Origin of the sequence: uncultured Hyphomicrobium sp. (assembly GCF_902826555.1) — a bacterium.
Classification (GTDB): Bacteria; Pseudomonadota; Alphaproteobacteria; order Rhizobiales; family Hyphomicrobiaceae; genus Hyphomicrobium_C.
Genome location: NZ_CADEFI010000056.1, coordinates 1 through 17,035, shown reverse-complemented (window position 1 = coordinate 17,035; position 17,035 = coordinate 1). Strand labels below are relative to the sequence as shown.

At 62.5% G+C, this 17,035-nt stretch carries 15 protein-coding genes; 4 read left to right on the top strand and 11 right to left on the bottom strand.

Annotation, left to right across the window (positions count from 1 at the left end; all coding sequences use genetic code 11):
* Positions 1-845: cyclopropane-fatty-acyl-phospholipid synthase family protein (locus tag QZV93_RS16515; RefSeq protein WP_295559727.1), on the bottom strand; the 845-nt coding region annotated here is incomplete at its 3' end.
* Positions 846-877: 32 nt separating this feature from the next.
* Positions 878-1,570, bottom strand: coding sequence for a ribulose-phosphate 3-epimerase (gene rpe, locus QZV93_RS16510; protein WP_295559726.1), 693 nt, complete (start codon positions 1,568-1,570; stop codon positions 878-880).
* A 177-nt stretch (positions 1,571-1,747) separates the two neighbouring features.
* On the opposite strand from rpe, the gene QZV93_RS16505 reads away from it, so the two are divergent.
* Positions 1,748-5,239, top strand: coding sequence for a CHAT domain-containing protein (locus tag QZV93_RS16505; protein ID WP_295559725.1), 3,492 nt, complete (start codon positions 1,748-1,750; stop codon positions 5,237-5,239).
* A 156-nt stretch (positions 5,240-5,395) separates the two neighbouring features.
* Here the strand turns inward: QZV93_RS16505 and QZV93_RS16500 are convergent, their stop codons facing one another.
* Positions 5,396-6,430: a glutamine synthetase beta-grasp domain-containing protein gene (locus tag QZV93_RS16500; RefSeq protein ID WP_295559724.1), complete on the bottom strand. Its 1,035-nt coding sequence runs from the start codon at positions 6,428-6,430 to the stop codon at positions 5,396-5,398.
* A gap of 441 nt (positions 6,431-6,871) precedes the next feature.
* Between QZV93_RS16500 and QZV93_RS16495 the strand changes: the two genes are divergently transcribed.
* Positions 6,872-7,069: a DUF2735 domain-containing protein gene (locus QZV93_RS16495; protein ID WP_295559723.1), complete on the top strand. Its 198-nt coding sequence runs from the start codon at positions 6,872-6,874 to the stop codon at positions 7,067-7,069.
* A gap of 46 nt (positions 7,070-7,115) precedes the next feature.
* Here QZV93_RS16495 and QZV93_RS16490 read toward each other — a convergent pair whose 3' ends face one another.
* The 3 genes from QZV93_RS16490 to QZV93_RS16480 form a co-directional block, all read right to left on the bottom strand.
* On the bottom strand, positions 7,116-8,045 hold the full coding sequence (locus QZV93_RS16490; protein ID WP_295559722.1) for a glutaminase: 930 nt from the start codon (positions 8,043-8,045) through the stop codon (positions 7,116-7,118).
* A gap of 132 nt (positions 8,046-8,177) precedes the next feature.
* Complete coding sequence (locus QZV93_RS16485) at positions 8,178-9,056, bottom strand: phosphoribulokinase (protein ID WP_295559721.1); 879 nt, start codon at positions 9,054-9,056, stop codon at positions 8,178-8,180.
* 61 nt (positions 9,057-9,117) lie between these two features.
* The gene (locus QZV93_RS16480; RefSeq protein ID WP_295559720.1) at positions 9,118-10,158 is read right to left on the bottom strand and encodes a class 1 fructose-bisphosphatase; all 1,041 of its coding nucleotides are present in this window, start codon (positions 10,156-10,158) and stop codon (positions 9,118-9,120) included.
* A gap of 331 nt (positions 10,159-10,489) precedes the next feature.
* Between QZV93_RS16480 and QZV93_RS16475 the strand changes: the two genes are divergently transcribed.
* On the top strand, positions 10,490-11,410 hold the full coding sequence (locus QZV93_RS16475) for a hypothetical protein (RefSeq protein WP_295559719.1): 921 nt from the start codon (positions 10,490-10,492) through the stop codon (positions 11,408-11,410).
* Here QZV93_RS16475 and QZV93_RS16470 read toward each other — a convergent pair.
* From QZV93_RS16470 to QZV93_RS16450, 5 genes are all read right to left on the bottom strand, one after another.
* Positions 11,400-12,131 (bottom strand): proteasome-type protease, encoded by a 732-nt coding sequence (locus tag QZV93_RS16470; RefSeq protein ID WP_295559718.1) that lies wholly within the window; start codon positions 12,129-12,131, stop codon positions 11,400-11,402. The two genes, QZV93_RS16475 and QZV93_RS16470, sit on opposite strands and share 11 nt — an antisense overlap.
* Before the next feature lie 33 nt (positions 12,132-12,164).
* Positions 12,165-12,998, bottom strand: a complete 834-nt coding sequence (locus QZV93_RS16465) for a transglutaminase family protein (RefSeq protein WP_295559717.1) — start codon at positions 12,996-12,998, stop codon at positions 12,165-12,167.
* A gap of 7 nt (positions 12,999-13,005) precedes the next feature.
* Positions 13,006-13,956, bottom strand: a complete 951-nt coding sequence (locus QZV93_RS16460; RefSeq protein ID WP_295559716.1) for an alpha-E domain-containing protein — start codon at positions 13,954-13,956, stop codon at positions 13,006-13,008.
* Positions 13,957-14,014: 58 nt separating this feature from the next.
* On the bottom strand, positions 14,015-15,454 hold the full coding sequence (locus tag QZV93_RS16455) for a circularly permuted type 2 ATP-grasp protein (protein WP_295559715.1): 1,440 nt from the start codon (positions 15,452-15,454) through the stop codon (positions 14,015-14,017).
* A gap of 232 nt (positions 15,455-15,686) precedes the next feature.
* Complete coding sequence (locus QZV93_RS16450; protein WP_295559714.1) at positions 15,687-16,244, bottom strand: fasciclin domain-containing protein; 558 nt, start codon at positions 16,242-16,244, stop codon at positions 15,687-15,689.
* A gap of 246 nt (positions 16,245-16,490) precedes the next feature.
* On the opposite strand from QZV93_RS16450, the gene QZV93_RS16445 reads away from it, so the two are divergent.
* Positions 16,491-17,035, top strand: a 545-nt coding sequence (locus QZV93_RS16445) for a MarR family transcriptional regulator (RefSeq protein ID WP_295559713.1), incomplete at its 3' end; no start/stop codon positions are given.

Below are 17,035 nucleotides of genomic sequence, written 5' to 3'. Positions count from 1 at the left end.
CTCATGTGGCCGATGGAATGCAGGAGCATGACACCGTCGTCGGTCAGGAGATCGTTCACCTTGGCGAAGAACTCGCCATAGTGGTGGACGCCGACGTGCTCGAACATGCCGACCGAGACGATACGGTCGAATTTCTCGGTGAGGTCGCGATAGTCGCGCAGCTCGAAGCGAACGCGGTCGGCGAGGCCGAGCGCCTTGGCCTTCTCGTTGGCGAGCTTGCACTGCTCCTTCGAGAGCGTGACGCCGACCGCCTTGATGTCGGCCATGCGCGCCAAATAAAGCACCATGTCGCCCCAGCCGCAGCCGATGTCGAGCACCTTCTGGCCGGGTTTCAGGTCCAGCTTGGAAGCGATGAGGCGCAGCTTGTTCAACTGTGCTTCCTCGAGGGTGTTCTCGTCGCTCGTGAAGTAGGCGCAGGAGTACTGCATGCCCTTGTCGAGGAAGAGGCGGTAGAACTCGTTGCCGATGTCGTAGTGATGGGCGACGTTGCGCTGCGCTTGGCCGACCGGGTTCGCCTGCTGGAAGCGCTTCAGTCCGCGCGAGACCGTGCGCAACACCTTTTGCAGCGGGTAGGAGCCGAGCGAGAGGCGGTTGATCGAGAACAAGGTCAGAAAGTCGCGTAGCGTCGAGTTCTCGAAGCTCATGCGGCCGTCCATGTAGGCTTCACCCGCGGCCAGCTCCGGATTCGTGAAGAGGGTGCGGTAGAGCGTCGGATCGGTGAGGCGCATGGTGACGTCCGGACCAGGCTCGCGGCCACCGAAAACATGCATGCGACCTTCGGCGTCGATCACCTTCAAGGTGCCGCGACGGACGAACGACTTCAGCATGTGCGAAAGCGGAAACATGAGACCTCGCGGATTCCGACGGTTCGGGTCGACTACGCTGCGGATTTCGGCGCGCGGGCCTTTTCAGCAGCGGTGCGGATGGCTTTAATGTTGGCGGCGTAGCTTTCCTTGTTGCCGCCCTTGAATACCGCCGATCCGGCGACGAGCACGTTGGCACCCGCTTCCGCAACCAGAGCGGCCGTCTCCGGCGTCACGCCGCCGTCGACCTCGAGGTCGATGGGGCGATCACCGATCATGGACCGCACGCGGCGGATCTTCTCGAGCTGCGCCGGGATGAAGGCCTGACCGCCGAAACCGGGATTGACCGTCATCAGGAGGATGAGGTCGAGGCGGTCGAGCACGTGCTCGATGGCGCTCTCGTGCGTGCCCGGATTGAGGGAGACGCCGGCGCGGCAGCCGAGCGCCCGGATGGCCTGCAGCGAGCGGTCGAGATGGGGGCCCGCCTCGGCGTGCACCGTAATGATCTCGGCCCCGGCCTTGGCGAAGGCGTCCAGGTAGCAGTCGGCGGGCGCGATCATGAGGTGGCAGTCGAAGGTCTTCTTCGAACTCGAGCGAATGGCGCTAATGACAGGTGGACCGAAGGTGATGTTAGGGACGAAGTGACCGTCCATGACGTCGAGATGGATCCAGTCCGCGCCTGCCGTGTCGACGGCAGTAACCTCCGCGCCGAGCTTGGAGAAATCCGCTGACAGGATCGATGGCGCGATGATGAGCGGCCGGGGCATCGGTCTCCGCCTCCGTTCGGGTTTTCGTGCCTCTGCCCTACACGGCGCAGTGCCGCCCGGCAAGGGCCGAGGTGGGAAAACGCGGAAGATGCGGTGCGGGAAACGCCGCACGCAGCTTGCCTCCGTGCGGATGCTCGTCGATATTGATCATTTTTAGTTCATATTTCGGGGGCGGAGATGCGGTGTCGCGCAATCTTGCTGCTGCTTACTTTCGCGCTGGTCGGAGTGGCGTCTCTACCCGCCCGGGCGGATATGCTCGACGAGCTAAACGAGAAGGTCGGTCAGCTTTACGACGCGAAAAAGTACCCCGAGGCTCTGCTGGCTGCCGAGCGATATGCCGAGCTTGCCCGCAAGTCGGACGGGGAGGAAAGCGACCACTACGCAATCGCTATCGATTGGCTCGGCTCCATCCACACGGCCGAACGGCGTTTCGATCAGGCAGAGGCCGCGTTCAAGCGCTCGATTTCCATCCAGGAAAAACTCAGTGGAGCCGATGATGTGGGCGTGACGGAGAGCTTAATCCGTCTGGCAGATCTTTATTCCGACCAGCGGAGGCCAGCGGATGCGGAACCGCTGTTGCTGCGTGTGCTCAAGATCCGTGAGGCGGCGCTGGGCCCCGATCACGAAGACACGGATGTGGCCGTCGATCGATTGGCCGATGCGTATGCCGATCAACATCGGGAGGCGGAGGCGCAAGCTCTCTACAAGCGGTCGCTGGCGTTCGTAGAGAAAAAGTTCGGGCCCAAGGACAGTGCTGTCGCGGACACGCTGCTGAAGCTCGCGGATTCCTATACTGCTTCGGCGCGGTATGAGGACGCGGAGCATCTTTATACACGCAGCCTTGCCATACGTTCGAAGTCGTCCGCCAAAGACGACGCGGCGATCGCCGAGGTTCTGCTGAAAGTGGGAAAGCTTTACCGGGAAACGGGCCGCTATTCCGAGGCGGAGGATGCGCTCGAACGCTCTCTGGCTCTGCGAAAGAAGGTGCTCCCGGCAGGTCATCGCGACATCGCGGTCTCACTTGGGGAGATCGGTCTCCTGTTCGACCTCATGGGGCGCCTGCAAGAGGCGGAAGAGCAATACAAACGTTTGATTACCATGGGAGAAAAAGAGGGTGCCGACACGGACCTGGCGACGGACTACAACAACCTCGCGCTCGTTTACTACCGGCAGGCGCGCTATAGCGAAGCCGAGGTCCTGTTCAAACGCGCGGTGGCGATGATCGAACAGGAGCGAGGGCCGGACGATCCCACGCTGGCCAGCATGCTCGGCAATCTTGCATCGCTCTACGGGCACCGGGGAAGCTACGAGCAGTCTGATGCACTTGGTGCACGCACCCTTGCCATTCGGGAGCGCGTCTATGGCCCTGACCATCCGAAGGTGGCCATTACCCTAAACAATCTGGCGTCGAACTTTCTCAACCAGCGCCGATTCAACGAAGCGGCGCCGCTCTTCGAACGCGCTCTCAGGATCAACGAAAAGGCCCTCGGTCCCGATCATCCGACGGTTGCCAGCAGCTTGGATAATCTGGCGTTGGTCTATAAAGAGATCGGGCGCTCGTCGGAAGCGGAGCCCTTTTTCAGGCGGGCTCTCGCCATCCATGAAAAGGCGCTCGGAAAATCGCATCCGGAACTCGTTTATGCGCTGAACAATCTGGCGTTCCTTCTGATGCGGTCCGGGCGGATCGCGGAAGCCGAGCCGCTATTCATGCGCGCCCTCAAGATCATCAGCGATGTGCACGGACAAGAGCACCCCAGTGTCGCCGTACTGTTCGATAACATTGGGCAGCTTTACATGACCAAGAGCGATTGGGTCAAAGCCAAAGAATACCTCCAGAAAAGCGCGGCGATCGTCATCAAACGCAGCGCCCGGCGGGCGGCAGAAACCAGTTTGTCGACGACGGGCGATCGCGAGGCGGAGCTGACGTATTCGATGTTCGGGCGTCTGGTGAAGGCGAGCTTTCGTCTTCCCGGCGCAAGCGGTGAGCCGAGCGACGAGACTGCCCACGAGGCCTTCGAGACGTCGCAATGGGCGCAAGGCTCCAAGGCGGCTACGGCCGTTGCGCAAATGTCGGTGCGTTCTGTGCACGGCGAGGGACCGTTGGCCAAGCTCGTCCGGCAGCGCCAGGATCTCGTCAGCGAGTGGCAAGCCAAAGAGACGCGATTGATCTCCTCCAGGTCCGTGCCGCCGGAGCAACGGAAGCCGGAGGTCGAGAAGGCTTTGGCCGATCGGTTGGCGGCGATCGACAAGGCCTTGGTGCAAATCGATAGCCGCCTAGCGAAGGAATTTCCCGATTATGCGACGCTCGCGCAGCCCGTGCCGAGCACGGTGACGGAGGTGCAGGCCTTGTTGCACGACGGCGAGGCATTGGTTCTGCTCCTCGACACCAAGGACTCAAAGCCGGTTCCGGAGGAGACGTTCATCTGGGTCGTGACGAAGTCGGACATGAGGTGGGTCAAGTCGGAACTCGGAACCGACGCGCTTGCGCTGGAAGTCGCGGCGTTAAGGTGCGGTCTCGATCTGCTCTCCGTCGGAACCGAGAAGGGAGAAAAATGCGATCGCTCTGCCTCCCGACCTGACGCGCCAGCGCCGTTCGACACGACGCGTGCGCATGCGCTCTACAAGGCTCTGTTCGCGGGCGTGCAAGACCTGATCGAGGGGAAGGAGCTTTTTGTGGTCGCCTCCGGGGCGTTGCAGCAGCTCCCGCTCCAGGTGCTCGTGACCGACGCAAGCGGGGTAGGCAGTAAGACTGCCTGGCTTGCGCGCAAGCATGCCATCACCGTGCTGCCGTCGGTCGCGAGCCTCAAGGCGCTGCGCGACCGCAAGTATGCGGGTGCCGGCGAGCGCAAGCCTTACCTCGCGTTCGCAAATCCGGTGTTGAGCGGCAACGGCAAGTCCGACGACAAGGCGGCGGCGTCGCTTGCCGCGCTCATGACCGATTGCGCGACGGTTGCCAAACTGCGTGTCGTCTCGCCGCTCTCGGATAATTTCATGGGCGTTGGCGATGGTCAGGCCCGAGCGCAGGACGGAGTGGACGTCGAAATGCTCCGACGGCTCAAGCCGGTGCCGCAGACGGCGGATCTGGTTTGCGATGTGGCGAAGGACGTTGGCGCCGATGAGGCGGATGTCTTCCTGGCCAAGAACGCCACCGAGAGCCGGATCAAGGCGCTCGATGCGTCAGGTGCGCTTGCATCCTACTCGGTCGTCAATTTCGCGACGCATGGCGTGGTCGGGGGCGAGCTCAATGCGACGGCGGAGCCCGGGCTCGTGTTGACGCCACCGGCCAAGGGCTCCGATGCCGATGACGGCTATTTGTCGGCTTCGGAGGTTGCCGCGCTCAAGCTCAACGCGGACTGGGTCATCCTGTCCGCCTGCAATACGGCGGCGGGCGGCGCCGCCAACGCGGAAGCGCTCTCAGGGCTTGCGCGGGCGTTTTTCTATGCAGGGGCGCACGCGCTCCTCGTTTCCCATTGGCGCGTGCGCGAACGCGCCGCGGTCGAGCTTGTGACGAGTGCGCTCGACGCGATCGCCAAGGACCACAAGCTCAGTCGTGCCGAAGCGATGCGGCGCTCGATGCTGAAGCTGGCCGACTCGAGCGATCCGCTCGTCGCGCATCCGTCCTACTGGGCGCCGTTTGCGTTGGTGGGCGAGGGAGCGGCGGCAGACTAGCTGCGGTCCTTTGTGGAGGATCAGCTAGCGCCAAATTCCTGGCGAAGGTGTGCGGGCGGGGGTGCGATCCGCCCCATCTCATCCGCAGAAAAGAAACCGCCCGAGGATGCCGATTGGGGAAGCATCCTCGGGCGGGCAATTACGTGCGATGAGGCTTTAGGCGGCCTTCGCGGCAGCGGCAGGAACCTCCGAGATCGTCTTCAGGATCTGGGATGCGATCTGGTAGGGGTCGCCCTGCGAGTTCGGACGGCGATCCTCGAGGTAGCCCTTGTAGCCGTTCTTGACGAACGAGTGCGGGACGCGGATCGAAGCGCCGCGGTCGGCAACGCCGTAGCTGAACTTGTTCCACGGCGCCGTCTCGTGCTTGCCGGTCAGGCGCTTATCGTTGTCCGGACCGTAGACGTTGATGTGGTCCATCAGGTTCTTGTCAAACTGGGCCATCAGCGCCTCGAAGTACGGCTTGCCGCCGACCGTGCGCAGATACTCGGTCGAGAAGTTGGCGTGCATGCCGGAGCCGTTCCAGTCGGTGTCGCCCAGCGGCTTGCAGTGGAACTCGATATCGATGCCGTACTTCTCCGTGAGACGGAGGAGCAGGTAGCGCGCCATCCACATCTCGTCGGCGGCCTTCTTGGAGCCCTTGCCGAAGATCTGGAATTCCCACTGACCCTTGGCCACCTCGGCGTTGATGCCTTCGTGGTTGATGCCGGCCGCGAGGCAGAGGTCGAGGTGCTCCTCGACGATCGCGCGCGCGACGTCGCCGACGTTCTTGTAGCCGACGCCGGTGTAGTATTCGCCCTGCGGGGCCGGATAGCCGGCTGCGGGGAAGCCGAGCGGGCGGCCGTCCTTGTAGAAGAAGTACTCCTGCTCGAAGCCGAACCAGGCGCCTGCGTCGTCGAGAATGGTGGCGCGCTTGTTCGTGCTATGCGGCGTGACGCCGTCGGGCATCATGACTTCGCACATGACGAGCACGCCGTTGGTACGGGCGGGGTCGGGATAGTGGGCAACCGGCTTCAACACGCAGTCGGAGCTGTGGCCCTCGGCCTGCTTTGTCGAGCTGCCGTCGAAGCCCCAGAGCGGGAGATCAGCGAGATCAGGGAATGCGCTGAACTCCTTGATCTGCGTCTTGCCGCGCAGGTTGGGGACGGGCGTATAGCCGTCGAGCCAGATGTATTCGAGCTTATACTTCGTCATCGATTGCTCCTCGGTTGAATCGCGAAGTTCGAAGCCTTGCCACCGACGGCCAAGGCTCAAGGGTCCGTGTTGGATTCGCTGATCGGGATGGCGTTCAAGTCGCCGAGGCGGACGCACCAGGCCCAGATCCCGGTGCGGAGACGGCGATCATCTGTCTGCGATCCGCCGAACTTCATCCGCCTATCGTGTTCCCCAAAGGAAAGAGCGTTGTTTGCTAGCGAACAAAACACGCGCTTTGCGAGTTGAGTGATCAGTGAGAGGGCAGAAAGAAGATCTCGCCGCCGCAAAAAATGCTACCCAACTAAGCAATAACAATCATGCCTATAGTTTAGGCAATCGATGATTTTTAACGAGCAATCTGTGCGAACTTCAGGCAAAATACGCCAAATCGACGCTATGATTTCCAAGCGTCAGCCAAACTTCGAAGAGAGAGACGACACGATGACTTCAATTGCTAATCGCGAGACTGCGAAGATCTACCAATTCCCTGCCGGCGGACGCGCTGCTCTGCGCACCGGCCGGCCGATCGTCAAGCCGCTCGATGAGATGCAGGCTGCTGTTGCCGGGCGCGCCGTCATCGGCGGCAGCTGGTATCACGAAGAGGCCATTCGCGACACCGACCCGGTCGGGAAGCAGTAATGGCAGCTCACAGCAACGTTTGAAGCGCGTATCCCAAAGGCGCGCTTCAAACCCCGAAGATCGACCATCCCAGTCGTTTCGTCAGCGCCTCGAGCGCTACCCGACCCAAGTGGGAATTGCCGGCCGCATCCAGGCCCGGAGACCATACGGCGATCGAAGCCTTTCCGGGGGCGATCGCCAGAATGCCGCCGCCGACTCCGCTCTTGCCCGGCAGGCCCACCCGGTAAGCAAACTCGCCCGATCCATCGTAGTGACCGCAGGTCAGCATGACTGCGTTGATGCGCTTGGCTCGATCCGGATGCACGACCAGCGCGCCGGTCGCCGGATTGATGCCCGAATGGGCGAGGAAACGCCCTGCCATTGCCAGCTGCTTGCAGGTCATGGCGATGGCGCAGTGGTGAAAATAGACGCCGAGCGTGAACTCCACCGGGTTTTCCAGCACGCCGAACGATTTCATGTAGTTGGCAAGGGCCGCATTGCGGAAGCCCGTGCGTTGCTCGGATGCGGCCACCGCCCGGTCGATGGTGATGTTGGCATCGTCAGACAGGAACTGCATGAAGCGCAGGATCTCGCCCAGGGCTTCGCGCGGCTGATGCCCGGACAGAATGAGGTCGGTCACGGCGATGGCGCCGGCATTGATGAAGGGATTGCGTGGGATGCCGCGCTCGTGCTCGAGCTGGACGATGGAGTTGAACGCGCTGCCGGACGGCTCGCGGCCGACACGGCGCCATAGCCGGTCGCCGGCTTTGCCGAGGGCGAGGGTGAGCGTGAAGACCTTCGAGATGCTTTGGATGGAGAATGGCACGTCGGCGTCGCCCGCGGCAGCGACGTTGCCCTCGGCATCGATCACCGCCAGGCCGAATGCGCCCGGGTCGACGCGCGCAAGCTCGGGGATATAGCTCGCGACCTCGCCGCGGTCGGGCCGTTGCCGCATCTCGTCGGCAATTTCCTTCACCACGCGCTCGATCATCGACACAGCTTTCCGCCCCCGGGGTCATACCGCTCAGCGAGCGGCTTCGTTACAAAGCGATGCGATGTTTTAGGGTCCGGCGCACACGCGCGACAAGCAGACGTGTCGCCTCATCGGAAAACGGACCACGGTGCCCGTTCAGAAGAAGGTGCGGCGTTTGCGCTCGATGAGCTGCAGGATCATCGGCGTGAGGATCAGCTGCATGGCAAGGTCCAGGCTGCCGCCCGGGATGACGATCGAGTTGGCGCGGGACATGAAGCTGCCCTTGATCATGGACAGCAGGTAGGAGAAGTCGATGCCGCGCGGATTCTTGAAGCGGATGACGACCATCGATTCGTCCGGTGTCGGAATCCAGCGCGCGACGAACGGATTGGACGTGTCGACGGTCGGGATGCGCTGGAAGTTGATGTCGGTCTCGGTGAACTGCGGGCAGATGTATTTCACGTACTCCGGCATGCGGTGCAGGATGACGTCCGTGATCGCTTCCGGGGAGTAGCCGCGCGTCTCCTTGTCCCGGTGGATCTTCTGAATCCATTCGAGATTGATCACCGGCACGACGCCGATGCGCAGGTCGGCGTGGCGCGCGATATTGACCTTCTTGGTGATCGCAGCGCCGTGAAGGCCCTCGTAGATCATGAGGTCGGTGCCGTATGGCACCTCCTCCCAGGCCGTAAAGGTGCCGGGCGGGGCATTGTAGAGCTCGGCGTCGGCATGATCGTGGACGTAATGGCGGGCGCGGCCGGTGCCGATCTCGCCATAGGACTTGAAGAGCAGCTCAAGCTCCTCGAGCAGATTGGCGTCCTCGCCGAAGTGGCTGAGGTTGGGGTTTCCCTGGGCCGCCGCTTCTTTCATGGCCGCTGTCATTTCATCGCGGTTGTAGCGATGAAAGGCGTCGCCCTCGATGAAAACCGCCGAAATCTTCTCGCGCCGGAAAATCTGCTCGAACGTGCGCTGCACGCTGGTGGTGCCTGCGCCGGAGGAGCCGGTCACTGAAATGATGGGATGTTTGGCGGACATTTTTTTCTTGATGGCCTTGCGTGGGTGGATGCAACTCGATGGTGGGCGGCGGCTCTTCCGGTCAGGTCCTGAACAGTCCCCGGCGCCCGAACAACGGTGAGCGCTCGCCGGCGCCGTGCGGGTCCTGGTGGAGGCGCACAAGATACTCCACCTCCGTCTTCGAGCCGCCCATGAAAGGCGTGCGTTGGTGAAGAGATGTCGGCTCGAGGTCGAGAATGCGCTCGGTTCCGTTTGTTGCCGCGCCGCCCGCCTGCTCGATGATCCACGCCAGCGGATTGGCTTCGTAGACGAGGCGGAGGCGGCCCTTGGTGTAGTTTTCTCGGAGATCGCCGGGATAGAGGAAAATGCCACCGCGGTTAAGAAGGCGGTAGATGTCTGCGACCGGAGAGGCCGTCCAGCGCATGTTGAAATTCTTGCCGCGCGGCCCTTCGAATCCGCGCAGGCAATCATCCACGTAGGTGCGTATGGAATCGTCCCAGTGGCGGTAGTTGGAAGCATTGATGGCGTACTCGCGTGTGGCCGCAGGAATCTCGACCTCGGCCGACGTGAGGACGAACTGCCCGGTCGTGCGCTGCAGCGTGAACACATGGGTGCCGGTGCCGACCGTCAAAATCAGCGACGTGTAAGGTCCGTAGACCGCAAATCCGGCAGCGAGCTGAGCCGCGCCCGATTGCAGAAAGCTCGATGTGTCGGCGCCGTTGGCGCGGGCGGGCAATACGGTGAAGATGGTTCCCACCGACATGTTGGCGTCGATGTTGGATGAGCCGTCGATGGGATCGACGGCGACGGCTAGCGGGGCACCGGGGTTGATCGGCAGCGCCCACTCAAGCTCCTCCGAACCCAGCGTGGCAACGGGCGCATCCTTGAGCGCAGCGACGATGAGGTCGTTGGCGCGGACGTCGACTTCCTTTTGCGGATCGGCACCGCTCTGACGGCCGGTTTCGCTGCCGAGAGCTCCGGCCAGCGGTCCAAGGTTCACGAGGCTGCCGATGCGGCAACAGGCTTCGGACAGGCGGACAACGGTAATGGCGACATCGGCTCTCGAGGAGCTTCCTTGCGCCCAGCGATCGAGGAAAGCCCCCAGATCGATCGGGTCTGTCATGTCGCCGTGCCCTCCCTGGCGCCGGTCTGGAGCTTCCGTTGCGGCCGCGGGCGGCCGCCGAAGCCGTTTTTTGTGTTTCCCTATTCGGGGGTGAGCCGGCGATTTTCGCAAGATGAGCTTAGGGCAACGCTTATGAGAATCTTGTTCTGATGAACATTTCTTAGCAATCATACGTATATCTTTTTACGTGTATTATATCTTTAGTGCACGTATTAGGTGTGGCATGGTATTCGTCGAGCGCCTTGCAAATGGCGCTGCAACTTCGGTGACTTGCTCGTTATCGCCGGTCTTGGCTCTGATCCGAGCGATTGGGGGGCGGCTCATCGGTCACGTGCTGGCCATATCCGGGCTTCTCACGGTGCTCCAGCTCTCGGCTTCGCTCTACATGATCGCGGTCTACGACTACGCGCTGCCGACGGGAAGCGCGGTGGCGCTCGCGGGACTGACGGCGCTGGCTTGCGTGCTCCACATGTCGTTCTCGGTGCTCGACCACTTACGGGCCCGATTGATCTGCCGGGCGGGGCTTGGTCTCGTGGAGCGCCTCGACGGTCAGTTGCTCAAAGCGTTCGAGCGCGAGGAAACCGACTGGGGATCGGGTCTGCTCGATGACGTGGAGCGGGTCCGCAACTTCCTGACGGGAGTCGGACTTGGCGCCGTGCTCGATGTAACTTGGCTGCCGGTATTTCTTCTCGCGCTATTCCTCGTGCATCCCGCGCTCGGCCTTTTCGGGTTTGCGGGAACACTTCTGCTTGCGGCGCTCGCACTCCTATCGGCGGTGCACGAGCGCGATGGCTGGTCGGATATCCTTCATGTGCGTGCCAGTCGCTATGCGCTGGCGCGGGCGTTTCGCGTGTCGGGCTCGCGCGTGCCTCGACCGCTCTGCGAAGCTGATCTCGTGCCTCGCTGGCGTGCCCTGTCGCGCTCCTACGCGGAGATGACGTACCTTGCTGCCGTCACCCTGATTTCGGCGCAAGCGCTGGGAAAAGGCGCGCGATTGATGTTGCAGTCGGCTGGCGTCGGTCTAGGTGCGATGCTCGTCCTCAACGGGGGGCTCAGCGCGGGGGCGCTGTTTGCCTCGTCGCTGATGCTGGCGAGAACATTCGCCTGTCTCGACGGCGCTCTTGCGCATTGGCCGGGTTTTGCCGGTGCGTGCGATAGCCTGCGCCGACTCGGTGCAGAACTGACCGATTGCAACACGTGCCCGACCCAATTGCTCGGTGCGGGTGCGAAGCGATCATGGTCTAGATCTTGAATTCCTCGATGTTGCGGAATGCCGAGCGGAGCGCGTCGGACCAGGCACCGGAGAGCTTCTTGAAATATTCGTCGTCCTGGAAAATGCGCTTCTCCCGGCGGACATCGAGGCTGTCGCGTTCGTAGAGAAGAATATCGATCGGCATGCCGACCGAAAGGTTCGAGCGTAACGTGGAGTCGAACGAGAGCAGAATGAGCTTGGCCGCTTCGCCCAGGCTCATCTCCGGGCGAGCGACGCGGTCAAGGATGGGCTTGCCGTACTTGTGCTCGCCGATCTGCAGGAACGGGGTGTCGTCGGTCGCCTCGATGAAGTTACCTTCGGCGTAGATCTGGTAGAGGCGGGGACGTTCGGTGCCGATCTGGCCGCCGAGAATGAACGACGCGGCGAAGCCCGCCTTGCTCATCTCGAGCGCTGCACCGTCTATGCGGCGCACCTCGCGCACGGCATCGCCGACGAGACGTGCGGCGCGAAACATCGACGGTACGGTGAAAAGTGTGGCGCCTGCCGGCTCCGGCGTCGCGAGTTGCTCGTTCAAATTGCTGACGACGGATTGTGTGACAGCGAGATTGCCAGCCGACAGGAGCACGATCACCCGGTCGCCCGGCTGACGCCAGAAATGGAGCTTGCGATACTGGGCCACGTTGTCGACACCCGCGTTGGTGCGCGTGTCGGCAGCGAAGACAAGGCCGCGATCCAGCCTCATCGCGACGCAATAGGTCATCGCGAGCGTCCTTCTTGTTATTGGGCAGCCGAACTATTGCTGCTGTTGTTGCTGACCGCCTTGCTGCTCAACTTCGACCTTGACGTCAAGGGCTTCGTTGGCGCCACCCCTCTGCGTACCTCTTATGGGGGCGGCGGACGCGGCATCGAATCCGCAAGCCAGGCGGACGTAGCGATCGGTGGGGCACATGCCGTTGGCGGGGTCGAAACCCACCCAGCCGAGGCCGTCGATCCAGGCTTCGGCCCAGGCATGATGGGCTTCGGAAGGGGCGATGGTGCCCGAGAGGAAGTAGCCGTTAACGTAACGGGCAGGGATGCCGATTACGCGGGCCGCCGAGATGAAAATGTGAGCGTGATCCTGGCAGACGCCTTTGCCGGCGGTCAGGGCCTCGGCGGCGCTGGTGTGCTCATGGGTGGCGCCGATCTCGTACTCGACGGCATCGGACACGGCACGCATCAAGGCGTGCATGCAGTCGAGCACATCCTTCGGAACCTTGCCGTTGCTGACGCTGCGGGCAAGCTCCCGGATCCCCTTATCGGGCGTCGTTTTGTCGGTCTCGCGCAGGAAGACGCGCCGGGGAGCAACCTCGGTCAGGCCGCGCACGATACCGCTGCGGTCCTCCGTCTCGACCAAGCCCGAGGCTTCGATGGTGACCCCCTCGTGAGGGCCACTGACGGCGGTGAGCTGGACGAGATTTCCGAAGCCGTCGCGGTGCTCGATGTGGTCGTCGAACCCGGGTGCGGCGATGTTCCAGGTGATGACGTCCTGACCGTCGAACGAAGGCGGCGTCAGGCGCAGGCTTCGGATCGAGTAACGCGCCGGCGTCTCGTATTTATAGGTCGTGATATGGCGAATCTCGATCAGCATCCGCCCCTCAAGAATTGAAGTGGTAGGCCTCGGAGATTTCCTGTCCGACGCGGTTGTTGCGCGCGATGAACTCGAGCAGGAACTCATGGAGCCCGGATTGGAAGATGGTGTCGATGTCACCTTTCTTGAGCAGGGAAAGGGTCGATTTGGCCGTGTCGAGGCACGGCTTCTGCTCGCCATAGAGGGCGGAGAGCCCGTCGAGCGCGGCGTCGATCTCGCCGTAACAGGCGCTGAGCGAGCGTGGCATAGCGCGATTGAGGATGAGGTAGTCGGCGATGCGCCAGGACCTGTAGCTGTCCTTATAGACCCAGCGATAGCTCCTGTGGGCGGAGACCGATCTCAGGATGGATTCCCACTGTGCATTGTCGACGCCGCTGCCGATCATGTTGGTCGAAGGGAGCAGCACGTAATACTTCACGTCCAGGATGCGCGCGGTGTTGTCGGCGCGCTCGAGAAACGTGCCGAGCTGGCTGAAATAGTACGTGTCGTTGCGCAGGATGGTGTTGAGAAGCGCGCCGCGGTACGCAGCCGAGCGCTCCTTGATCCAATCGAGAATGCGCGGAAGGGCGTCGGGGCGCAGCGTGTCCGGGCGAATGGACTGGAACTCGAGCCAGGAGCCGTTGAGCGATTCCCACATCTCGCGCGTCAAACCCGTGCGCTGGGCGCGAGCGTTGCGCCGGGCGGTTGCGAGGCAGGCGTGGATGCTCGACGGATTGGAGATGTCGAAGAGCAGGAAGTCGACCACGTTGCGGGTGTCGATCTCGCCGTACTTGGCATTGTATTGGGCGGCGCAGCCGGCGCTTTCGAGGGTGGAGGCCCATTCCTGCTTGCCGTCGTCGCCGCCGACGCGCGGCAGAAGCGCGATGCGATAGCCGGCTTCGATAAGCCGCGCCATGTTCTCGGCGCGCTCGATGTAGCGGGAGAGCCAGAAGAGATCGTTTGCCGTGCGCCCTAGCATTTTTCCGTGCGACCCCTGCGGCGTTTCCGTCGATTGTCGTTCTTGGTTCTTGGCCGGTTCAGTCTTGGAGAACCCACGTGTCCTTCGTACCGCCTCCTTGGCTCGAATTGACGACGAGCGAGCCCTTGCGCAGCGCCACGCGCGTCAGTCCGCCGGGAACGAGCCGCACTTCGTCGCCAATCAGCACGAAAGGTCTCAGATCGAGATGGCGGGGGGCGATACCGTCCTCGGTCAGTGTCGGGCAGGTCGACAGCGCGAGCGTGGGCTGTGCGATGTAGTTCTCGGGCTTCGCCTTCACGCGCAAGCGGAAGGCGTCCACCTCTTCCTTGGTGGAAGCGGGGCCAACCAGCATGCCGTAGCCGCCGGAACCGTGCACCTCCTTGACGACGAGCTCTTCCATGTTGTCGAGCACGTATTTCAAGGCGTCGGGTTTCCGGCAATTGTAAGTTGGGACATTCTTCAGGATGGGCGGGCGGCCCATGTAGAATTCGATGATCTCCGGGATGTAGCTATAGATCGCCTTGTCGTCGGCAATGCCGGCGCCTGGAGCGTTGACGATCGTCACGTTGCCGGCGCGATAGACATCGAAGAGGCCGGGCACGCCGAGGACGGAGTCGGGATTGAATGTGAGCGGGTCGAGGAAGGTGTCGTCCACGCGCCTGTAGAGAACGTCGACACGGGTCAGGCCCTGCGTCGTCTTCATGTTGAGGAAGCCGTCCATCACGACGAGGTCCGGTGCCTCGACGAGCTCCACGCCCATCTGGTCGGCCAGGAACGCGTGCTCGAAATATGCGCTGTTGTAGATGCCTGGCGTCAGCACGGCGATGACGGGATCGGTGTCCAGGTTCTCGGGGGCGACGCTCTCCAGTGTCTTTCTGAGGTTGTCGGCGTAGGTCTCGACGGGAGCGACACGGTTCTCGGCGAACAGGTTCGGGAACATGTGCATCATCGTTTCCCGGTTCTCCAGCATGTAGGAGACGCCGGACGGCGTGCGCGTGTTGTCCTCGAGAACGTAGAATTCGTTCTCGCTCGTGCGCACGAGGTCGATGCCGATGATGTGCGAGTAGATGCCGAGCGCGGGCTCGACACCGATCATTTCCGGCACGAAGGCGCTGTTCTGGATCACGAGCTCCGCCGGGATACGCCCTGCCTTGATGATCTCCTGGCGGTGGTAGATGTCGTACATGAAGGCGTTGAGCGCCTTCACGCGCTGCTCGATACCGGACGTCAGGCGGCGCCATTCGGAGGCGGCGATGATGCGCGGGATGATGTCAAAGGGAATGAGGCGCTCCGAGGCCTCGGCGTCGCCGTAAACGTTGAAGGTGATGCCGGTCCGCCGGAACAAGAGTTCGGCCTCGGCGCTCTTCTTCCTCAAGTCCTCGACACGCAGGGACTTGAGCCATTCGGATACGGCGGCATAGGGTTCGCGGACACCCTCTCCCAAGCCATTCATTTCGTCAAAGGCTGGCTTCAAATCGGCGGCCCTGATCTGCTCCATGGTTCACTTATGGCAAGAGCCGGGCCAATCTTGGGGTACCAAAAAATACCAGCAAATCCAGGGTGGAGGCTCGGTGCTGCTGCCTATTGCATTATCACGTGCCTCAGAGCTGTGCACCTCTCATCGATTGGCGGCCAAGAACTGGGCAATTCCTCTCCGCGCGTCCCCTTCCGCCCAAGATCACGGGCCCGGCGATGTCGCGCGGGCCCGTTGTCGTCACGCTTCTCAGGTATCAAGAGTTGGGCAGCAGCACCTTGTCGATGGCATGAATGACGCCGTTCGACTGCATCACGTCATAGATCGTGATGTTGGCCCAGCCGCCGTGCTCGTCCTTCAAGACGATGTTGTTGGGGCCGTTCATCGAGGCCCACAGCTTGCCGCCGGCAACCGTCTTCAGCTCGGCCGTGCCATGGCCTTTCTTGATCCACCACTTGAGGTCGTCCGCCGTCACGCGGCCGGCTACGACGTGATAGGTCAGGACGCCCGTGAGCTGGCTTTTATTCTCCGGCTTCAGGAGGGTGTCGACCGTGCCTGCCGGGAGCGCGGCGAAAGCCGAGTTGACGGGCGCGAATACCGTGAACGGTCCCTTGCCGGACAGGGTATCCACGAGGCCTGCAGCCTTGACCGCCGTGACGAGGGTGGTGTGATCGGCCGATTTCACGGCGTTCTCGACGATGGTTTTGGTGGGAAACATCTCTTCACCGCCGACCATGACGGTGCTTTTCGCGAAGGCCGGGACGGCCATAGCGACGGCGCCAACGAGGGCGAGAGCCTTCAGAAGCTTGGACATGATGGTTTCTCCTTGTGTGTGTTGCCTACCGCGCGGCTACGGTGCGTGAGCCTTGCGTCCCGCAGCCGTGCGATGGGCGAGCTACGGCCTGGCGCGGGGCACCGTTTCGGAACCGGAGCGACTATATTTTTTGCGAACCGGTGATCCGGTCCTGGCTTTCCTTCGTCGATCCGATTGTCTGGCGCTTGTCTCCCGATGCCGGTCGTTGCCTTGACGGCGGTGGATTTTTGTTCTTTTGTTTCTGTCATGACAGAAACTACAGTAAAAACCGTAGCTCTGCCGCCCGCCGTCGAGCGCTTCGTGGTCGCCTGGGGCGAGATGGGAGAGGTTTGGGGCGTCAACCGATCGGTCTCTCAGATCCACGCTTTGCTCTATGTCTCGGACCGGCCGCTTTCGGCGGAGGAGATCGCCGAGCGGCTCCGCCTCGCGCGTTCCAATGTCTCCAACTCGCTCAGGGAGCTCATCGCCTGGTCGCTGATCCGGCGCGTGTCGGTGCTGGGCGACCGTCGGGATTTCTACGAGGCCGAAGCGGACGTGTTCGAGATGGTCCGGCGTATCGCGGCCGGGCGCAAGACGCGGGAGATCGATCCGGCCATCGCGGCGCTTCGCCAGTGTCTCGCTGCGGCCGAAGGCGACGCGCGCGTTTCGGGCGAGGTGCGCCGACGATTTCGCACCATGCTCGACTTCACCGAAGGCGTGGCGCGAAGCTTCGACGAGGTGCTGCAGCTCCCGACGCCGGTGCTCGCCAAGCTGATCAAGATGGGCGGGGCCGTCGCACGGCTCGCCGGCTT

Bases quoted from the DNA above. Each gene is read 5' to 3' on its own strand.
- rpe (WP_295559726.1), bottom strand. From the start codon at position 1,570: ATGCCCCGGCCGCTCATCATCGCGCCATCGATCCTGTCAGCGGATTTC.
- QZV93_RS16505 (WP_295559725.1), top strand. From the start codon at position 1,748: ATGCGGTGTCGCGCAATCTTGCTGCTGCTTACTTTCGCGCTGGTCGGA.
- QZV93_RS16500 (WP_295559724.1), bottom strand. From the start codon at position 6,430: ATGACGAAGTATAAGCTCGAATACATCTGGCTCGACGGCTATACGCCC.
- QZV93_RS16495 (WP_295559723.1), top strand. From the start codon at position 6,872: ATGACTTCAATTGCTAATCGCGAGACTGCGAAGATCTACCAATTCCCT.
- QZV93_RS16485 (WP_295559721.1), bottom strand. From the start codon at position 9,056: ATGTCCGCCAAACATCCCATCATTTCAGTGACCGGCTCCTCCGGCGCA.
- QZV93_RS16480 (WP_295559720.1), bottom strand. From the start codon at position 10,158: ATGACAGACCCGATCGATCTGGGGGCTTTCCTCGATCGCTGGGCGCAA.
- QZV93_RS16470 (WP_295559718.1), bottom strand. From the start codon at position 12,131: ATGACCTATTGCGTCGCGATGAGGCTGGATCGCGGCCTTGTCTTCGCT.
- QZV93_RS16465 (WP_295559717.1), bottom strand. From the start codon at position 12,998: ATGCTGATCGAGATTCGCCATATCACGACCTATAAATACGAGACGCCG.
- QZV93_RS16460 (WP_295559716.1), bottom strand. From the start codon at position 13,956: ATGCTAGGGCGCACGGCAAACGATCTCTTCTGGCTCTCCCGCTACATC.
- QZV93_RS16455 (WP_295559715.1), bottom strand. From the start codon at position 15,454: ATGGAGCAGATCAGGGCCGCCGATTTGAAGCCAGCCTTTGACGAAATG.
- QZV93_RS16450 (WP_295559714.1), bottom strand. From the start codon at position 16,244: ATGTCCAAGCTTCTGAAGGCTCTCGCCCTCGTTGGCGCCGTCGCTATG.